15 protein-coding genes and 1 tRNA gene are annotated in these 17,013 nt (G+C 63.7%); 8 read left to right on the top strand and 8 right to left on the bottom strand.

The window, feature by feature from the left end:
- Positions 1 to 199: 199 nt before the first annotated feature.
- Entirely contained in the window at positions 200 to 349 is a 150-nt protein-coding gene (locus BJD12_RS25310) for a helix-turn-helix domain-containing protein (protein ID WP_425480539.1), read from the bottom strand.
- Here BJD12_RS25310 and BJD12_RS25305 point away from each other — a divergent pair.
- Together BJD12_RS25305 and yecR are read left to right on the top strand one after the other, a co-directional pair.
- Positions 299 to 493 (top strand): hypothetical protein, encoded by a 195-nt coding sequence (locus BJD12_RS25305; RefSeq protein ID WP_425480543.1) that lies wholly within the window; start codon positions 299 to 301, stop codon positions 491 to 493. The two genes, BJD12_RS25310 and BJD12_RS25305, sit on opposite strands and share 51 nt — an antisense overlap.
- 117 nt (positions 494 to 610) lie before the next feature.
- On the top strand, positions 611 to 934 hold the full coding sequence (gene yecR / locus BJD12_RS03155) for a YecR family lipoprotein (RefSeq protein WP_074052451.1): 324 nt from the start codon (positions 611 to 613) through the stop codon (positions 932 to 934).
- Positions 935 to 1,260: 326 nt separating this feature from the next.
- On the opposite strand, the gene BJD12_RS24050 is transcribed toward yecR, so the two are convergent.
- The 4 genes from BJD12_RS24050 to BJD12_RS03135 form a co-directional block, all read right to left on the bottom strand.
- The gene (locus tag BJD12_RS24050; protein ID WP_126936611.1) at positions 1,261 to 2,247 is read right to left on the bottom strand and encodes a hypothetical protein; all 987 of its coding nucleotides are present in this window, start codon (positions 2,245 to 2,247) and stop codon (positions 1,261 to 1,263) included.
- A 13-nt stretch (positions 2,248 to 2,260) separates the two neighbouring features.
- The gene (locus BJD12_RS03145) at positions 2,261 to 3,475 is read right to left on the bottom strand and encodes a tyrosine-type recombinase/integrase (RefSeq protein ID WP_005989738.1); all 1,215 of its coding nucleotides are present in this window, start codon (positions 3,473 to 3,475) and stop codon (positions 2,261 to 2,263) included.
- 173 nt (positions 3,476 to 3,648) lie between these two features.
- A tRNA-Ala gene (locus BJD12_RS03140) sits at positions 3,649 to 3,724 on the bottom strand.
- A gap of 86 nt (positions 3,725 to 3,810) precedes the next feature.
- Entirely contained in the window at positions 3,811 to 4,212 is a 402-nt protein-coding gene (locus tag BJD12_RS03135) for an H-NS histone family protein (protein ID WP_005989736.1), read from the bottom strand.
- 217 nt (positions 4,213 to 4,429) lie between these two features.
- Here BJD12_RS03135 and BJD12_RS03130 point away from each other — a divergent pair, with 217 nt between their 5' ends.
- Positions 4,430 to 4,606, top strand: coding sequence for a DUF3606 domain-containing protein (locus BJD12_RS03130; RefSeq protein ID WP_005989734.1), 177 nt, complete (start codon positions 4,430 to 4,432; stop codon positions 4,604 to 4,606).
- 15 nt (positions 4,607 to 4,621) lie between these two features.
- Complete coding sequence (ligD, locus tag BJD12_RS03125) at positions 4,622 to 7,198, top strand: DNA ligase D (protein ID WP_005989732.1); 2,577 nt, start codon at positions 4,622 to 4,624, stop codon at positions 7,196 to 7,198.
- An 86-nt stretch (positions 7,199 to 7,284) separates the two neighbouring features.
- Here ligD and rnd read toward each other — a convergent pair whose 3' ends face one another.
- The gene (rnd, locus tag BJD12_RS03120; protein WP_005989730.1) at positions 7,285 to 8,379 is read right to left on the bottom strand and encodes a ribonuclease D; all 1,095 of its coding nucleotides are present in this window, start codon (positions 8,377 to 8,379) and stop codon (positions 7,285 to 7,287) included.
- Between the two features lie 148 nt (positions 8,380 to 8,527).
- Here rnd and BJD12_RS03110 point away from each other — a divergent pair, with 148 nt between their 5' ends.
- On the top strand, positions 8,528 to 10,339 hold the full coding sequence (locus BJD12_RS03110; RefSeq protein ID WP_052318601.1) for a formylglycine-generating enzyme family protein: 1,812 nt from the start codon (positions 8,528 to 8,530) through the stop codon (positions 10,337 to 10,339).
- Positions 10,340 to 10,859: 520 nt separating this feature from the next.
- Positions 10,860 to 12,107, top strand: a complete 1,248-nt coding sequence (locus BJD12_RS03105) for an AcvB/VirJ family lysyl-phosphatidylglycerol hydrolase (protein ID WP_005994362.1) — start codon at positions 10,860 to 10,862, stop codon at positions 12,105 to 12,107.
- 296 nt (positions 12,108 to 12,403) lie between these two features.
- Here the strand turns inward: BJD12_RS03105 and xseA are convergent, their stop codons facing one another.
- Positions 12,404 to 13,741 carry an exodeoxyribonuclease VII large subunit gene (gene xseA / locus BJD12_RS03100; protein ID WP_005994364.1) on the bottom strand — a complete coding sequence of 446 codons (1,338 nt, stop codon included), beginning with the start codon at positions 13,739 to 13,741 and terminating at the stop codon, positions 12,404 to 12,406.
- Between the two features lie 179 nt (positions 13,742 to 13,920).
- Complete coding sequence (gene queG, locus BJD12_RS03095; RefSeq protein WP_039424775.1) at positions 13,921 to 14,988, bottom strand: tRNA epoxyqueuosine(34) reductase QueG; 1,068 nt, start codon at positions 14,986 to 14,988, stop codon at positions 13,921 to 13,923.
- A 24-nt stretch (positions 14,989 to 15,012) separates the two neighbouring features.
- On the opposite strand from queG, the gene BJD12_RS03090 reads away from it, so the two are divergent.
- Together BJD12_RS03090 and tsaE are read left to right on the top strand one after the other, a co-directional pair.
- On the top strand, positions 15,013 to 16,500 hold the full coding sequence (locus tag BJD12_RS03090; RefSeq protein ID WP_039424772.1) for a bifunctional ADP-dependent NAD(P)H-hydrate dehydratase/NAD(P)H-hydrate epimerase: 1,488 nt from the start codon (positions 15,013 to 15,015) through the stop codon (positions 16,498 to 16,500).
- Positions 16,497 to 16,997, top strand: a complete 501-nt coding sequence (gene tsaE / locus BJD12_RS03085; RefSeq protein WP_005994370.1) for a tRNA (adenosine(37)-N6)-threonylcarbamoyltransferase complex ATPase subunit type 1 TsaE — start codon at positions 16,497 to 16,499, stop codon at positions 16,995 to 16,997. Before BJD12_RS03090 ends, tsaE begins: the two co-directional genes overlap by 4 nt.
- Positions 16,998 to 17,013 lie beyond the last annotated feature (16 nt).

Here is a 17,013-nt window from a genome sequence, read left to right as displayed (position 1 = left end):
GCTGTCTCCTTGTAAGTGGTCATAGGAGACGCGCGCAGTTTCCTGTGCTTACTACTAACCAATGGGAAGCTGCTACTTCTTGGTGCTGAAGGTACGCGCCGACAGAAGATGCCTTCTTCTGCTGTAGGTGTACCAAAATGATGCGGCCTTCAAGATCAATGACTTGCGACGCCGACTATCTCGGCGGATATGGCTAGGGCTACCCAGGGCTAGAGGTAGATGGGGGTTCTAGCAACGAGGTGGGATGCACGCCCAGCGTTTCGGCGAGACGGTAGATGTTCAACAGCGCGATGTTGCGCTGACCACGCTCGACGCCGCCCAGGTAGCTGCGCGCCAACCCGCTCTCCAAAGCAAGGCGTTCCTGGGAGAGTCCTTTGGCCTTACGGACCTCGGCAAGTCGCAGCCCAAACAGGACGCGTGGATCGGTGGGCATCGATTTCTCTGGCATGAGAGAACGATGCAGTTGCAACCTCTATCGGGCCACGCCCTATGAGGACACCCTCTATGAGTGACATTAGTGCCTGGCTCTTCTATCATTCTTTGGTGGAGCGCTCGGACAGCTCTGCGACTGCCCTGTACAACTAGGGTCCGAACGCCAAAGGGGGTCACCATGCAATTGAAGTTTTGCGCTGCGGCGGCCGTCGTATTGCTTGTCGGCGCATGTGCCACTCACGCCGACTGGCTGGTAACCAAAGCGAGCCGCGCAGATGGTGTGATCGCGCTTTCGTACGAGCGCAATGAGTTCCAGCGTCCTGATCTGAGCGAGCAGCAAGCAATTCAACTCGCTGAGCAGAAGTGCCGAAATTGGGGTTATGAAGGGGCAGAGCCGTTCGGGTCGCAGAGTACCGAATGCCTATCTCGTCGAGGCTTTGGGAACTGCGGGTCTAGGCGTGTAACGGCCGAATTTCAATGTATTGGGACGCCGGAAAAATGAAATCTTTCTTGCATGATTTTGCAATTATTTCGAGTTGTAAACTCTAACGGAGGTGCTGTGGGGACGTTAGTTGCGATTCCTATTATTGTGCTGTTGCTTGGCGTAATTAGCTTAATTTCAAGAAAATTGACATCAAGAATTGGAAGGAACCCGCGCCAACTGATTTTATTTCAGGTGGCGATGGGGGTTGTTGTCTTGCTTATTGTAGTATTCGCGGCCTTAAGAGTTGCATCGATTCACTGAAGGCTAAAACGATACAGATGAGTCTGTATGCAATGACGGGTTGTTGTACTTGCCTTTGTCGTAAAAGATGCCCCTTGCGTTCCTTAGCTCGGCTTGAGACCATTTCTATATATAAGCTCAGCAATGTCATTCAAAGGGCCAAGCTTTAGGAATAATGGTGTTAAGTTTTTTGTAGGGGTTGGCGGGAGAAAGACGTAGCGAAGCTCTTCTTGATAGAGGTACTTGAAGTGTTTGCAAGTGAAAACACTTTGCGTCTTTCTTGATGGGTGGTAAGGATCAAAGTAATGAACTGCGCATGGTGCGAAGCGCCAGCTATGCAAATGAGGCTGAAGTGCTTTCAGTAGCCGTCGTGAAAATTCCCCAACGTTTCGTATTACTAATACTGAGTCAGCATTGAAGTCGTCGAATAGACGGAGGTTTAAGCCAAAGCTAGCGCACCATACGTAGTAATTCGTCTCCATGACTACTTTTTGTGGCTTCGATGCTGGAGGCCCAAACGTGTCGATAAGTCGTGTTTTGAACGGATTCAATGAAAGTATGTCGTCCTCAAATGCGCTAGTTTCTAAGTCGTAAGAAAGCTCGTCGTCTGCAATAGCTGCGCCCAGTGAATCATCATTGTATAGAGAAGCTGGGGCTATGCGAATTTCTCCGCGCTCTAACAGTGCCTGCATCCATTTGCTTTCTCCGAATTTGTAGAGGTAGCGTTCCTTGGGTTTATTTTTTTGTAGGCGTAGGATGGCTGCAGATGCGGGGCTGTTAGGAGTGGTGGGCTTTGGGGTTGGCGTGTCTTTGAGTCCGCATCTTATGAATATTCCTTGATGGCTCCCAGTCCTAAGGCGTGATTCCTCAAGAATGTGAGAGAAAAGCCGCCAAAGAAAGTTTCCAGTCTGGGCATCGCCCTGAACGCATCCAATTTTTCCATTGGGTTCCAAGGTTAGTATGTTGGATATCAGGTCGCGGGCGCGCTGAGCCACTATATCGTCGGGCACTCCGTGGAGGTAGCGGCGTTCTCTATACTCCTCGTACCAACGCATGTAGAGTGATTGCTTAATGTTTATCAGGGGGTTCATTTTTGGGGCTTCCTTACGCTGCTTTCTTATCTGTGAGTGCTTTGCCATCAAATTTCAGCGCCTGTATGTAGTCGCCCCAGGCTTGCATCATTTTCCGACGCTCATCTAAATACTGAGCCTGGTTGTAAATTCCTCGCACTCCCGGCATCTTGTGGGTGAGCGCTGATTCGATTGCGTCAGCGTTCCAGAGGCCCATTTCGTTCAGCAGCGTACTAGCCATGTGCCGAAAGCCATGAATGGTGCTTTCTTCTCTCTCGATACCGCAGCGGCGCGCAGCTACGAGAATAGCGTTGCCTGACATGTGATTGCGAGGGTCGCGCCCACCAGGGAATACGAACTCGCCACGCCCTGTGAGAGGATGCAGGTCGCGCAGAATTTCTATTGCCTGAGTCGAAAGGGCCGCAATATGAGTGCGCTTGGTCTTGGTCACGAAGTAGCGCCATTGTCCGGCATCAAGGTCCAGCTCCGTCCACCTCATGCGGACAAGCTCGCCGGGTCTGGCGAACAGCAACGGTGCCAGTCGCAGGGCACTCCTGACCACTGGCCGACTGGTGCTGATGTCAATCTTCCGCAGCACGGTCGTAGCTTCCTCTGAGGTGGTGGCAGCAGCGAACGGCATGGATCTCCAGGGTGTCAGTGCTCCCTTGAGTGCGCCCGTCGGATCGGCTTCGGCCCGTCCAGTACGCACCGCGTATCGAAAGACTGCGCCGCAGGTCTGCAAAGCACGGTGTGCTGTCTCGATGGCACCTCGCTGCTCGATTCGCTCCAAGTGCTTCAGCAGTTCCGGGGCGGTAATGGCAGCGATGGGGCTGCTGCCGATCCAGGGAAAGATGTCGCTCTGCAAGCGGCGGATGATCTTGTCCGCGTACTGGGAACTCCAATCCTTCTGCTGCTTGGCGAACCACTCTCGGGCGATTACCTCGAAGCTGTTCGCTGCGGCGGCCTCCCCAGCGGCCTTGACGGCCTTTCGCTGTTCGCCTGGGTCTACCTTGGCCGCAAGCAGCCGACGTGCTTCCGCCAGCTTCTCCCGTGCATCTGCGAGGCTCACTTCGGGGTAGGTGCCGAATGACAGAGTATTCCGCTTGCCAGTGACCGGGCGGCGGTAGTCGTAGCGCCACCAGCGTGCGCCGTCGGGTCGTAGTAGTAGATACAGGCCGTTGCCGTCGCGCAGCTTCTGGGGCGTGGCGGTGGGTTTTGCTTTACGGATGGTGGTATCGGTGAGAGGCATAGTGGCTCCTTGACGGTAACAGGGTAGGGGATGCCCCAGCTACCGCCAAAATTACCGCCAGCTACCGCCGGATATGCGCGGTCTCGGCTAGACTGCCTCGGAAACAAAAAAGGCCGGAAAGCCTAATTCTGCAGGGCTTTCTGGCCTGGTTTGCACCGTCTAGGACGGAAAGATGGTGGAGCGGAAGGGGATCGAACCCTCGACCTTCGCGATGCGAACGCGACGCTCTCCCAGCTGAGCTACCGCCCCACGTGCTTCGATTCTAACCACATGCCGCACGGTTCGCCAAGGCAACCGGCAGCGAACCACGCCAACTGGCGCAATCCCGCAATGAATTACTCGCGAACCAGCGGGAACTTCAGGTCCGGGTTCTTGGCTTTCCATTCCTTGTACGACACCGAGCCTTCCCAGGCGGCAAATGCCTTCGGGGTGCGTCCACGACCGGACCAGGTCTCGCCGGTGTGCGGCAGTTCGTACTTCGGCTTCACTTCGCTCCGGCCGCTCTTGACCACTTCCTTACGCGCGGAAGTGGTGCCCAGATAGGCGGCGATATCGTTGCGCTGCTTGGTGTTGAAATGGCCGGCAAACTGCTCGAGCAGCGAGACGATGGTGGCATGCGCAGAGGATGCCTCGCTCGCGCGCTCGGTTTTCTCCTGTTCTTCCAGCTTCTGCAGTTCGTCCAGCAGCTTGGCTTTGGCTTGCGCGATGGAATCCAGTTTCGAAGAGGTATTGCTCACAGAGGTATGGCCTCGGAAAAGAGTGGAGACGTCGCCCTAGGGCGCGCGCCATTATGGCATGCGGTCCGGGGAGAGACCGCTGCGTGCAGGGCTGCTTGCACGTAGCGTGAACAGACTTTTCACGAAGCCTGCTCGGACGCTTTCCCATTGTCGTAAAGGCGCGCCCTGCTTATCCACAGGGCAGCAAGCCCGACCATGACGATAACAGGAGCACGCAATGAGCGATGACAAGCGCAACACCGGTTCGCCAGACCGCGACCGCATCAACGTCAACGAAGCCTATGAGTTGCAGTACTGGACCAAGACACTGGGAGTCAGCGCGGATGAATTGCGCGCTGCCGTGGAGAAGGTCGGCCCGGTGGCCGCGACCGTTCGCGCCCATCTGGGCAAGTAGCTCCGCGCGCTGAAAATGAGCCTGAGCGAGTACCGACGCAAGCGTAGCTGCGACAAGACCCGCGAGCCCGAGCCTGGCAAGACCGTGCCCGCCGGACAGCGAGCGATCTTCGTGGTGCAGTTGCACCATGCCAGCAGGCGCCACTACGACTTCCGCCTGCAGGTAGGTGACGCGCTCAAGAGCTGGGCGGTACCGAAAGGGCCGAGCTACGACCCCAAGGTCAAACGGATGGCGGTGGAGGTGGAGGAGCACCCGGTCGACTACGCCAGCTTCGAAGGCGAAATCCCCAAGGGCGAGTATGGCGGCGGGCATGTGGCCCAGTTCGATCATGGCGTGTGGGCGACTGCAGGCGACCCGGAAGCGCAGTTGGCCAAGGGTCATCTGCGCTTTGAACTGTTTGGCGACAAGCTCAAGGGTGGCTGGCATCTGGTGCGCTCCGGAAAGCCGGCACGGCAGCCGCAGTGGCTGCTCTTCAAAGAAGACGATGCCTATGCGAGCACCTTGGAGGCCGACGATCTGCTTGCCGATGTCGCCGCAGCGCCGGCGGAAGACGTCCGTCGTGCGGGTGCCGGCAAGGCCCAGCGCAAGGCGCTTACGCACGTGCCAGCGCCGCGCGCCGGCAAGCGCAGGCACTGGGCAAAGCAGGCGCTTGCATTGACCAATGCGTGCGCTGCGGAGATGGACGATGCGCCATTCGCGCCGCAGCTCGCCAAGCTGGGCCAGGCGCCGCCGGATGGCGGGCAATGGGTGCACGAGATCAAGTGGGACGGCTACCGGATACTGGCGACGATCAGCGACGGCGTAGTGCGGCTGTGGTCGCGTAACGCGCTGGAGTGGACGGACAAGGCCCCGGAGATTCGTAATGCAATCCTGTCGCTGGGCCTGCGCTCGGCACAACTCGATGGCGAATTGATCGCCGGCCGCGGCACCAAGGAAGATTTCAATTTGCTGCAGGCCACCTTGTCCGGCGAGCGTCAGGTGCCGCTGGCGCTCGCGGTGTTCGATCTTCTGCATATCGATGGCGTGGATATCAGCGAGGCCCCGTTAGTCGAACGTAAGCAGCTCTTGCAGCAGGTGCTGGCTGCGACGCCGAACGCGCATCTTGCCTACAGCTCGCATGTGGAGGGCGATGGGTCAGAGGCGTTCCGGGTGGCAGGCCAGCAGCACTTCGAAGGCATCATTTCCAAGCGTGCGGACCGGCCGTATCGCGGCGGCCGCAGCGACGATTGGCGCAAGACCAAACAGCTGGCGAGCCAGGAATATGCGGTGGTGGGCTACACCGCGCCCAAGGGCAGCCGCAGCGGATTCGGCTCGCTATTGCTGGCGACACCTGACGCAACGCACGGATGGCTGTACGTAGGCAGGGTGGGCTCCGGTTTTTCCGATGCGTTGATGCGCGAGGTGACGCAGCAGCTGGACGGTGGCGGACGCAAACCCACCGCCTACATCCCCACTGAAGACACCGATCTCCGCGGCGCGACCTGGTTTGCGCCGCGCTTTGTGGTAGAGGTGTTCTACCGTGGCGTTGGCGGGCAACACTTGTTGCGCCAAGCCTCGTTCAAGAGCTTGCGGCCGGACAAGCGCATCGCCGATCTGGGCGACACCGATGCGTCGGGTGGCGCAACCGCTGTGGAGCAGGCGGCTGCGAAACCGCGTCTGTCCAGACGCAACAGCGCACAGACTGCTTCTGCCAGGCCGCTGGCATCAACCTCGATGGCAGCGCCGTTACCAGCACTCTCCAGCCCAGCCAAACTGATCTACTCCGACATCCGCGCCACCAAGGGCGATGTCTGGGAGTACTACCAAGCAGTGATGGACCATGTGCTGCCGGAAATTGTCGGTCGCCCGTTGTCGATCATCCGTTGCCCGAATGGGGCGGAAAAACCCTGCTTCTTTCAGAAACACCACACAGCCGGGCTGGAACGGGTCAGCTCGGTCAAGCTGAAGGAAGAGACCGGCAGCAACGCCTACTATCTGGTGGTCGACGATGCGCCCGGGCTGCTGGAGCTGGTGCAATTCAATGCGCTGGAATTCCATCCCTGGGGTTCGCACGCGGCGCGCCCGGATATTGCCGACCGAGTGGTATTCGATCTGGATCCAGGTCCGGATGTGCCGTTTGCCGAGGTCAAACGTGCCGCCACCGATATCCGCAAGCTGCTTGCGCAGCTTGAGCTAGAGTCGTTCCTGCGCGTGTCCGGGGGCAAGGGCCTCCACGTGGTGGTGCCGTTGAACCCGGGCTGCGATTGGGAGCTGACCAAGCGCTTTGCCAAGGGCTTTGCCGACGCGCTGGCGCAGTCCGAGCCGGAGCGTTTCGTCGCCACGGCCACCAAGCGTTTTCGCAACAAACGCATTTTTGTCGATTACCTGCGCAACGGACGCGGCGCCACGGCGGTGGCCTCGTATTCGTTGCGGGGCAGGCCGGGCGCACCGGTCGCGTTGCCGCTGCCGTGGTCGGATTTACCCAAGCTGCACCGCGCCGATGCCTTCAGCTTGCGGGATGTGCCGGAGAAATTGCGCCGTCGGCGCAAGGACCCGTGGGCAGAGATCGATCGTCTCCAGCAGAACCTGGCACGTTGGGCAACGCAGGATTGATGGGGCTGAATCGCCTTGAATGAGGCCGCACCCTGCAAACAGAACGCCCGCATCGCTGCGGGCTTTTTTTGTCTGCGTCACGCCGCTTATTGCGCCGTCTGGTCGGCCAGCAACGGCATCAACTGCGCTTCCAGCACCTCGCGACGCCACTGGCCTAGTGCGGCAGGCCAGCTGTGCTGCTCGATCAGGGTTTCCAGGTGCCGGCGCGAGGCGAGCAGTCCGTCCGGTAGGCCGAGTTCGCGGCTGCGCTGCGCCACCGCATCCTGCAAGCGCTTGAGCAAGGCTTTGTTGCCATCGGTGGCGGCCTGCGCCAACGGGGCAGTGTCTTCGTCGGGCAATGGCGTATTGAGCGCGTCCCACACCGCGTTGGCGAGCTTGCGTGGCGCCTTGGGGAACTTGTCGAACTGTCGCAGCAGGGCGTCCAGGTCCGCGGGCGGAAAGCGCGCCAGCTGGCTGGCCAGTTCGTTGTCCAGGATCCAGCTACGCGGGCGGTCGCTCTGGCGCGCCTGCAGGTCGCGCCAGCGCAGCAGCCTCAGCAGCCGCCGTTGCGCCGCCGGCTCCAGAAACTGCGCGGTACGCAGGCTCACATGCGGCCAGCGCTCGCCATCATCGTGCTCGACCGTGGCAAGCAGGCGCTCGGCATCTTCGGCCAGCCAGCCCAGGCGATCCAGTTCGGTGAGGCGGCGGGACAGCTCGTCGTGAATCGCGAACAGGTAACGCACGTCGTCGGCGGCGTATTCCAGTTGCGATGCCGACAGCGGGCGGCGCATCCAGTCCGAGCGCGTCTCGCCCTTGGTCAGCAAGGTGCCGGTCACTTCCTGCACCAGCTTCTGGTAGCCCATGCCGCCGCCTACACCGGCCAGCGCGGCAGCGATCTGGGTGTCGAACAGCGGGCGTGGCAACACGCCGCATGCGCACTTGAAGGTGACCAGGTCTTCGCTGGCGCTATGCATCACCTTGACGATGTCGGTGGCGGTCAACCACTCCTTGAGCGCCTCGTTCATGCCCGGGATCAGCGGGTCGATCAACAGGATCTCCTCGCCGATGGCCATCTGCACCAAGGCCAGTTGCGGCCAGTAGGTGCGTTCGCGAATGAATTCGGTATCCAGGCCGATGCGCGAAGGACGCGCTGCCTGTAGGCGTTCGGTCAGCTCGGAGGGGTGGGTGATCCAATGGGGCACGTGATTTCCGTCGACAGCAAGGGTTTGCGCAGAACGCGCAGAATAGCCTAACGTCGCGATCGCCTGTCGTGCGGCAGAGCACTGGAAGGAGCAGGTGGTGGGCAAGTGCGGTAACCGGATCGCAGCGTGGGCATTGGTCGCGCTCAGCATGTGCGCCTGTACGCGTGCCCCCGCACCGGCGCCGGCCCCTGCGCGTCAGCCTGCAGCGTCGGCCCAACCGAGCAAGCCGAACGTCTCCATCGGTGGCGAAGAATCCGCCGAGACGGTGGCGCAGTGGCAACCGCCGGCGGTTGACCTGGGTGAGGAGCCATTGGCGCAGGCCCGCAAGCGCGCCGGCCAGGCATTGCAGGAAGACCGACTGTATCGCGATGCAGACGATGCGATTCCGCTGTATCTGGCCATCCAACAACGTGCCGGTGGCAAGGATGCGGCCAGTCAGCGTGGCCTGGAACAGGCACGCGCACGCTTGATCGAACGCGGGCAAGCGCTGGTCGCACAGACTGATCGGCAAGACGATGCGCTCGAACAGGCGCGAGAGCTCGCCATCGTGGCCTTGGCGCTTGCGCCGCAGGACCCGACGGTGCGCGCCTTGCAGCGCGAGGTGGAAACCGCGCAACGCGTGCTTGGTTTCAACCGCGCCGGCGAAGAAGATCTGCGCGGTGGCCGCCTGGGCGAAGACGGCAATGGCGCGCTGGCAAATTTTCGCGATGCCGCGCAACTGGATCCTGATAACCCACGCACGCGCCAGGGGCTGGCTGCCGTGGAAAGCGGCCTGCTGGAACGCGCCGAACAGGCTGCCGACGCCGCCGATTTCATCGGCGCGCGGTACTGGCTTCAGATGGCCGGGCAGGTGCGTGACCGTGCGCCCACCATTGCCGATGCGCGCGCGCGCATCGAGCGCACCCGGCGCGGGCAGATCGCTGCGTTGCACGATGCCGGTCTACACGATCTGACCTCGCCACGTGGGCTCAAGGCTGCCGGCGAAACACTGGCGGAAGTGCTGCGCATCGCCGACCCCGGTGACCCGATGGCCGGCGATCTACGGCGCCGCCTGGAATTGGCAACCCACTACGGCAGCTTCCGGCCCGGGCAGGTCTTCACCGACGGGCTCAAGGTCGGTGGCCGCGGACCACAGATGATCGTGGTGCCGCATGGCGCCTTTCAGATGGGTGCGAGCGACACCGAGCCAGGCGCCTCCGATAACGAGCGCCCTGCGCATTACGTGCGCTTTTCGCGCGGCTTCGCGCTGTCGATCACCGAGGTAACGGTGGCCGAGTTCCGCCAGTTTGTCGAAGCCACCGGCGCGCGTCCACGTGCCACACGGCGCGGCCACTCGGTGGTGTACGACGAGCGCAGCGGCAACTTCATCCGCCGCAGCGGCGTGGACTGGCAGTCCGACTACAACGGCGCCCAAGCCGCGCCCAACAGCCCGGTGATGCACGTCAGCATCCGTGACGCCGAGGCGTATGCGTCATGGCTGTCGGAACAGACCGGCCGCCATTACCACGTGCCCAGCGAGGCCGAGTTCGAGTACGCAGTACGCGCTGGCACCACCGGGCGCTATCCCTGGGGCAAGGCCGGCTCGCCCCCTCCCGATGCGGGCAATTTCACGGGCGGCAACGATGTCTCGCGCAGCGGCAGGCACTGGAACAACGGCTTTGTCGGTTACGGCGATGGGTTTTGGGGGCCGGCACCGGTGGGCAGCTTTCGTGCCAATGCCTGGGGCCTGCACGACATGGGTGGCAACCTGAGCGAATGGGTGGCCGATTGCTGGCACGCCAGCTACCGGCGAGCACCGGCCGACGGCGCGGCATGGTTCAACCCCGGTTGCCGGCAGCGCATGATTCGCGGCGGTAGCTGGGCCAATTCGCCGCAGCAGACGCGTGCGGCCTGGCGGCAATCGCAGGACTCCGATACCACCAGTGCGCGCATTGGCTTCCGGCTCGCGCGCGGGATCTAGAAACGCCCGATATGGATCACGCGCGCTATTTTCGGCCAACTGCATGGTCCTCGCACCCGGCTCGCCATTGCAGTTGCTGGAGAGCGTCTCTCAGATCGACGGTGCGACCGCGGGACTCGCAGTACCGGGATGTGGGTTGCCCCCGACGGGTCAGACGCGGGTGAGGCTGGACGAGCTAGCCATTTCTTTCGCACCACCAGCGAGCGCTGCCGGGAGGGCGCTCGCTGGCGCGAAGGTTTTGAGCAGATAGGGGCTTCAGGCCGGCGGTTCGATTCCGCCCATCTCACCCAAACAGTGGTCCTGGGACGACCCACTACAGTCGAGATTTCGATGCAGCGAGTTCCTGGCCGTGCTCAAGGGCATGGCGGAGGGCAAACGCAGACTGCGTGCCGCGCCAGCTCGGCCGCCACGCGTGACGTGCCTGGAGTGTTGGCTTAACCGTAGCGAACGATGAGCGCCTGTGGCGGAACCGCTCGTGGCTGGTGCGGTCGAAGTGCGAGCGCTTCCAGGAATTGCCGTGATGGGCATGGGGATCAAGATATTTCGTTGGGTCGTGGCGATCTTGCTGATCGGCGGCAGTGGCTTTGCCGTGGCGCGACATCTGCAGGACGGCAACACCGCCGGGCACTATCGCTCGGTGGAAGTGCTTCGCCCGGAAGGCACGCCCAAGGCAATGGTGGTGCTGTTGCCCGATAGTGGCCATCCGCAGCAGGCGCAGCAACTGGCCGACATGCTGAGCAACGACGGCGCGCTGGTCGCAGTGGTCGATACCGCCAGCTACCGCGAGCGCGTGCGCTCGCACCACGCCGCATGCAGCTCGCTGGCCGACGACGCCGAGCGGCTCGGCAAGAAGTTGCTGCGTGCCGAGCACGTGGATGCCTTCCTGCCGCCGGTGCTGGTGGGGCAGGGCGATGGCGCTGTGCTGGCGCGTCAGGCCCTGGCGTCGGCGGCACCGGACGTGCTCGGCGGCGCGGTGGTGGCCGATGCCGGCACCAAGGATGCGGGCCTGGCGTGTTCGCGCGACGTGCCCGATGCCAATCAGGGCTTTCTGGACGATCTGGTCGACGACGCCAGCCCGATGCAGATTGCTGTGGCAACGCGCGGTCACTTCCAGGCGGCGCAGGCGCAGGGTCTGGGCGACCTGCCGCTGGTCGAAATGCACGCACCCGGCAGCGACAAGCTGGTGGTGATGCTGTCGGGCGATGGCGGCTGGCGCGAGCTGGACAAGGGTATTGCCGCGCAATTGCAGCAGCAGGGCGTGTCGGTGGTGGGCTGGAACAGCCTGCGTTACTTCTGGGCCAGCCGTACCCCGCAGCAAGTAGGCGCGGATCTGGACCGGGTGATCGCCGCCTATCAGCAACGCTGGCACATCCGGCACGTGGCGCTGGTCGGTTACTCATTCGGCGCCGACATATTGCCGTTCGCCTATCCGGAGGTGTCGCCTCAGCGGCGCGCCTCGGTGCAGTTCGTCAGCCTGCTGGGGCTTGGCCATCAGGCCGACTTCAAGGTTCGCGTCGGCGGCTGGCTGGGTTGGCACAACGATGCCGAGCGCGATGTCGAACCTGCGATCCAGTCACTGGATGCACATCGTCTGCAATGCATCTACGGCAGCGAAGAAAAAGACACGCTGTGCCCGGAACTGCGCACACGCGGCGTTGAGGTCGTGATGCGGCCCGGCGGGCATCACTTCGATCATGATCCGGTAGTGCTGGCTGGATTGCTGATGCAAGGTTGGCGGCATGCGGCGCAGGTGACTGCCCACGGCTAGGGTGTGGTCATGCTCTCCACCTGAGAGCAAAGTCCGGGGCGGGTGGAGATGCTGCCGGGTGGGCGCTTTGCAAGTAGGCAACACGTTAGCCGAGCGCCTGACGACACTGCTAGACGCCATCGCTGCGCATCAGCATTGCGACGATACCGCTTGCGGTCTGCCTGCGCGCTACTGGTTATCGGCCACAAGCACCCATACGTGCGTGACGATGCGCGCTCGCCGGGCGCTATCGTGGCGACGACACCGCCCGCGGTACGACAACGCGCTGTAGGTCAGCCTGCTATGCACTGCTGCCGTCAGTCGTCGCTAGGCTCGACCCGCACGGCAATGCTGCCATCGGCCAGTTGCGCGCGCAGGCGCTCGCCGGGCGTCACATCTGCGGCGCTGCGCACCACGCTGCCATCGGCGGGGCGGGTCACGATGGCGTAACCGCGCGCCACGGTGGCGAGCGGGCTGACCGCTTCCAGCGAGCGCACCAGGCCGCGCAACCGCAGTTGATCGTGCTGCAGCCGCCGTTGCATGGCCGCCTGCGGGTGCACTGCGCGCAGGCGCTGCTGCAAATTGGCCAGATTGCGTTGCGGGTTGTGTGCCGTAAGGCGCGTCTGCCCGCGTTGCACGCGGGCCTGCAGACGCTCCAGTAGTTGGCTCATGTGCGCACGCAACTGCCTGCCGGCGTCCTCCTGGCGGCGCTGCAGCAACTGCAATCGTGCCTGCGGGCTGTGTGCACGCAAGCGCAATGCCAGCCGGTCGGCACGCTGCATCGCATTGCCCAAAGCATGTTGCTGCAGCTGGGCGATGCGCGCACGCGCGCGCCGCACCCGTGCCACCAGTTCGCGTTGATCGGGCACCAGCAACTCGGCCGCCACCGACGGCGTGGGCGCACGCACGTCGGCTACAAAATCGCTGAGGCTGAAGTCGGTCTCGTGACCGACCGCCGACACCACCGGCGTCTGCGCGGCGGCAATCGCACGCGCCAAACGTTCGTCGTTGAACGCCCACAGATCTTCCAGCGAGCCGCCGCCACGCGTGATCAGGATGACGTCGTAGCGCCCGGAGGCATCGGCGCGCTGCAGCAGCGAGGTGACTTGCGCGGCGGCGCTGTCGCCTTGCACCAGTGATGGCAAGAGGTCCACTTCCAGCAGCGGGAAGCGCCGTGCCAGCACGCTGAGCACGTCGCGTACGGCTGCGCCACTGGGCGAGGTGATCACCGCCAGACGCTGCACGTGCGCGGGCAATGGTTGCTTGCGCTCGGCGTCGAACAGGCCCTCTGCCGCAAGCCGCGAACGCAGTTCGTCGAAGGCCCGCCGCAGCGCGCCTTCGCCGGCTTCTTCCATATGGTCGAGCACCAGCTGGTAGTCGCCGCGTGCTTCGTACAGGGTCAAACGGCCGCGTGCGAGCACGCGCAGGCCTTCGCGCGGTTGAAACTTCAGCCAGGTGCTCTTGGGCTTGAACATCGCGCAGCGGATCTGCGCGCGCGCATCCTTGAGCGTGAAATACAGATGGCCAGAAGACGGGCGGGTGACGCTGCTCAGTTCGGCTTCCACCCACACCAGCGGGAAGCTGCCCTCCAGCAGGTCGCGCGCCAGCGTGTTGAGCTGGCTGGGAGTGAGGATCTGTTGGTTACGGTCGGCCATCGCCGCATTATCCCGCAGTGGCGAAGATCTATGGTGATCGGCCGCCGGGAACACCCCGCGACTGCGGCTGCGCCTGTGGAGTCTTGCCGCAATGGCGTGTTTACCAGCAGCTCTCTGCGGCGCGCGCTTACCGGCAGGAGCGGTGGCGCGCGCTGCGCAGGCAACGCGATGCCTGCGGATCAGAGACCGTGCTGCGCCAGCGCCCAGCCCACGTGCTCGCGCACCAGTTCCGAATCGTCGTGCCGACGCGCCTCCAACGCCGCCAGCACTTCCGGCGTACCGGGCGCATTGCCCAATCCCACTGCGATATTGCGCAGCCAGCGGGCGTGACCGCTGCGGCGGATCGGGCTGCCTTCGGTCCGCTGCAAGAACTCGGCCTCATCCCAAGCGAACAGCTGCGGCAATGTCGCCACGTCCAACGCGTTGCGGGCGCGGAAGTCCGCCTCGTCAGTGCGCTGGGCAAACTTGTTCCAGGGGCAGATCAACTGGCAGTCGTCGCAGCCGAAGATGCGGTTGCCGATCGGTTTGCGCATCTCTTCCGGGATTGCGCCATCGTGCTCGATGGTGAGGTAGGCGATACAACGCCGCGCATCCAGCCGATACGGCGCGATGATGGCCTGGGTCGGGCAGATGTCGATGCAGCGCGTGCAGGTGCCGCAGTGCGCGGTGGCCGGGGTGTCGATCGGCAGCGGCAGATCCAGGTAGATCTCACCCAGGAAAAACCACGAGCCGCCGTTGCGGTCGATCAGGCAGGTGTGTTTGCCGATCCAGCCCAGCCCCGCGTTGCGGGCCAGTGCGCGCTCCAGCACCGGTGCGGAATCGACGAACACGCGGTAGCCGAATGCGCCGATCTCGCCCTGGATGCGCTCGGCCAGCTTCTGCAGCCGGTTGCGCATCAGCTTGTGGTAATCGCGGCCCAATGCATAACGCGCCACGTAGGCACGGGTGCCATCGTGCAAGGTCGTCCAGGCCTCGGTGTCGTCCTTGCGGCCGTAATCCATGCCCACCGACAACACCCGCAACGTCCCCGGCACCAGCTCCTGCGGGCGCGAGCGCTTGTCGCCATGCTGGGCCATCCAGTGCATCGTGCCGTACAGGCCTTCTGCCAGCCAGCTGCGCAGATGCGCTTCGTCTTCGCCCAGTTCGATACCGGTGATGCCGCAGCGTTGAAAGCCCGCTTCGCGCGCAAGCACGCGGATGCGCGCGGCAGCATCGGTGGGGTCGGGGCGGGCGAGGACGGCGGACATGGCGACAAGTATAGAATTCCCGGCATGTACGCACCGCTCGCTCTTTACGATACCGCCGCCGCGCGCACGCTCGATGCGCAGGCCACCGCGCTGCTGGGTGGCGATGGCTACACCTTGATGCAACGCGCAGGGCAGGCCGCCTGGCAGTGGTTGCTGGAACGCTGGCCGCAGGCGCGCCGCCTCGTGGTGGTGTGCGGCACCGGCAACAACGGCGGCGATGGCTACGTGTTGGCGCGACTGGCGCAGCGCGCCGGACGCCAGGTGTGCGTGGTGCATTTGCCCGAGCACGGCCCAGCTTCGGCGCTGGCACAGCGCGCCTGCACCGACTATCTGGCCGTTGGCGGCGCGATCGAGCTGTTTCCATACGCGTTGGCGCAGGCCGATGTCATCGTCGATGCGCTGTTCGGTATCGGCCTGAACCGCGCACCGGATGTACAGACTGCCGCGTTGATCGAGGCCATCAACGCGGCCGGCACCCCGGTGCTGGCGCTGGATGTGCCCAGCGGGATCGATGCGGACCACGGCGTCGCCTTCGAGACCGCGGTGCGCGCAGAGGTCACGTTGCAGTTCATCGTGCCGCACATCGGCCTGTATACCGGCGACGCGCTGGAATATACGGGCGAACGCGGCATTGCATCGCTGGACGTGCCGGCCTCCGCATTCGAGGGGCTGCACCCGGCCGCACACGGTTGGGACAGCGACGCCCGGGCAGCGCACTTGCGGCCGCGACGGCGCAATACGCACAAAGGCGAATCGGGGCGCGTGCTGTGCGTGGGCGGCAATCTCGGTAGCGGCGGCGCGATCATGCTGACCGCCGAAGCGGCACTGCGCAGCGGCGCCGGGCTGGTGCAGGTCGCCACCCGCGACGAGCATGTCGCCCCGCTGCTGGCGCGCTGCCCCGAAGCGATGGTGCGCGCCGTGCAGGCCGACGACGACATTGGCCCACTGGCCGACGCTGCCGATGTGGTTGCCCTTGGGCCGGGACTGGGCCAGGACGACTGGGCGCGCGCGTTGTGGCAGGGCGTGCTGGGCTCGGACAGCGCGGTCGTCATCGATGCCGATGGCCTGAATCTGCTGGCCGCCACCTCCGCGCCGCCGCACGGCCCGCGCGTACTGACACCGCATCCCGGCGAGGCAGAACGGCTGCTGGGACTGCCCACCGCGCAGATACAGCGCGATCGGCTCGCCGCTGCCACCGCGTTGGCCCAGCGCTTTGACGCAGTCGTAGTGCTCAAGGGAGCCGGCACAGTGGTGGCTGCTCCCCGCGCAGTGCCGCGCATCATCGACGCCGGCAACCCCGGCATGGCCGTCGGCGGCATGGGCGACCTGCTGACCGGGGTGATCGCCGCATTGTTGGGGCAGGGTTGGTCGGCCTTCGATGCCGCCAGCCTTGGCGCCTTGCTGCACGGCTGCGCCGGCGATGCGGCCGCATGCGAGGGCGAGCGTGGATTGTTGCCCACCGACCTGTTGCTGCACCTGCGTCGCCTCGCCAATGCCGGAGCCGGCGCATGAATCAGCTCGACGCACATCTGATCGACGCCGAGGCCACCGAAACACTTGGTCGCGCCCTGGCCGCAGTGCGGCCCGCCGCGGCGATGGTGCAGTTGCATGGCGACCTGGGCGCCGGCAAATCCACGCTGGCGCGCGCGCTGCTGCGCGCACTTGGCGTCACCGGCCCCATCCGCAGCCCCACCTACACCCTGGTCGAGCGCTATCCGCTCAGTAGCGGCGACGAAGCCTGGCATCTGGATCTGTACCGCATCGGCAATGCCGGCGAGCTGGATTTCCTCGGCCTGGACGAGGGCAGTGCCAGTCTGTGGCTGGTCGAATGGCCGGAGCGCGGCGCAGGCACCTTGCCGCCGGTGGACCTAGACGTGGAACTGGCCGTAGAAGGCGAAGGGCGCAGCGTACGGTTGCTGGGCCGGACCCTGGCCGGGCGCGACTGGCTGCATGCGGTAGCCCAACGGGTCGAGTTGCAGCCTCTTTTTGTCAGCGGACAAGAACAATGAACGCCAGGTTACGGAT

The sequence above is a fragment of the Xanthomonas vesicatoria ATCC 35937 genome, from assembly GCF_001908725.1.
Lineage (GTDB): Bacteria > Pseudomonadota > Gammaproteobacteria > Xanthomonadales > Xanthomonadaceae > Xanthomonas > Xanthomonas vesicatoria.
Note: the sequence above shows the minus strand (reverse complement) of the source record. Positions and strands in the feature narration are given on the sequence as shown.

Coding starts and splice junctions, on each gene's coding strand:
- yecR (WP_074052451.1), top strand. CDS start 611: ATGCAATTGAAGTTTTGCGCTGCGGCGGCCGTCGTATTGCTTGTCGGC.
- BJD12_RS24050 (WP_126936611.1), bottom strand. CDS start 2,247: ATGAACCCCCTGATAAACATTAAGCAATCACTCTACATGCGTTGGTAC.
- BJD12_RS03145 (WP_005989738.1), bottom strand. CDS start 3,475: ATGCCTCTCACCGATACCACCATCCGTAAAGCAAAACCCACCGCCACG.
- BJD12_RS03130 (WP_005989734.1), top strand. CDS start 4,430: ATGAGCGATGACAAGCGCAACACCGGTTCGCCAGACCGCGACCGCATC.
- ligD (WP_005989732.1), top strand. CDS start 4,622: ATGAGCCTGAGCGAGTACCGACGCAAGCGTAGCTGCGACAAGACCCGC.
- BJD12_RS03110 (WP_052318601.1), top strand. CDS start 8,528: ATGTGCGCCTGTACGCGTGCCCCCGCACCGGCGCCGGCCCCTGCGCGT.
- BJD12_RS03105 (WP_005994362.1), top strand. CDS start 10,860: ATGGGCATGGGGATCAAGATATTTCGTTGGGTCGTGGCGATCTTGCTG.
- xseA (WP_005994364.1), bottom strand. CDS start 13,741: ATGGCCGACCGTAACCAACAGATCCTCACTCCCAGCCAGCTCAACACG.
- queG (WP_039424775.1), bottom strand. CDS start 14,988: ATGTCCGCCGTCCTCGCCCGCCCCGACCCCACCGATGCTGCCGCGCGC.
- BJD12_RS03090 (WP_039424772.1), top strand. CDS start 15,013: ATGTACGCACCGCTCGCTCTTTACGATACCGCCGCCGCGCGCACGCTC.
- tsaE (WP_005994370.1), top strand. CDS start 16,497: ATGAATCAGCTCGACGCACATCTGATCGACGCCGAGGCCACCGAAACA.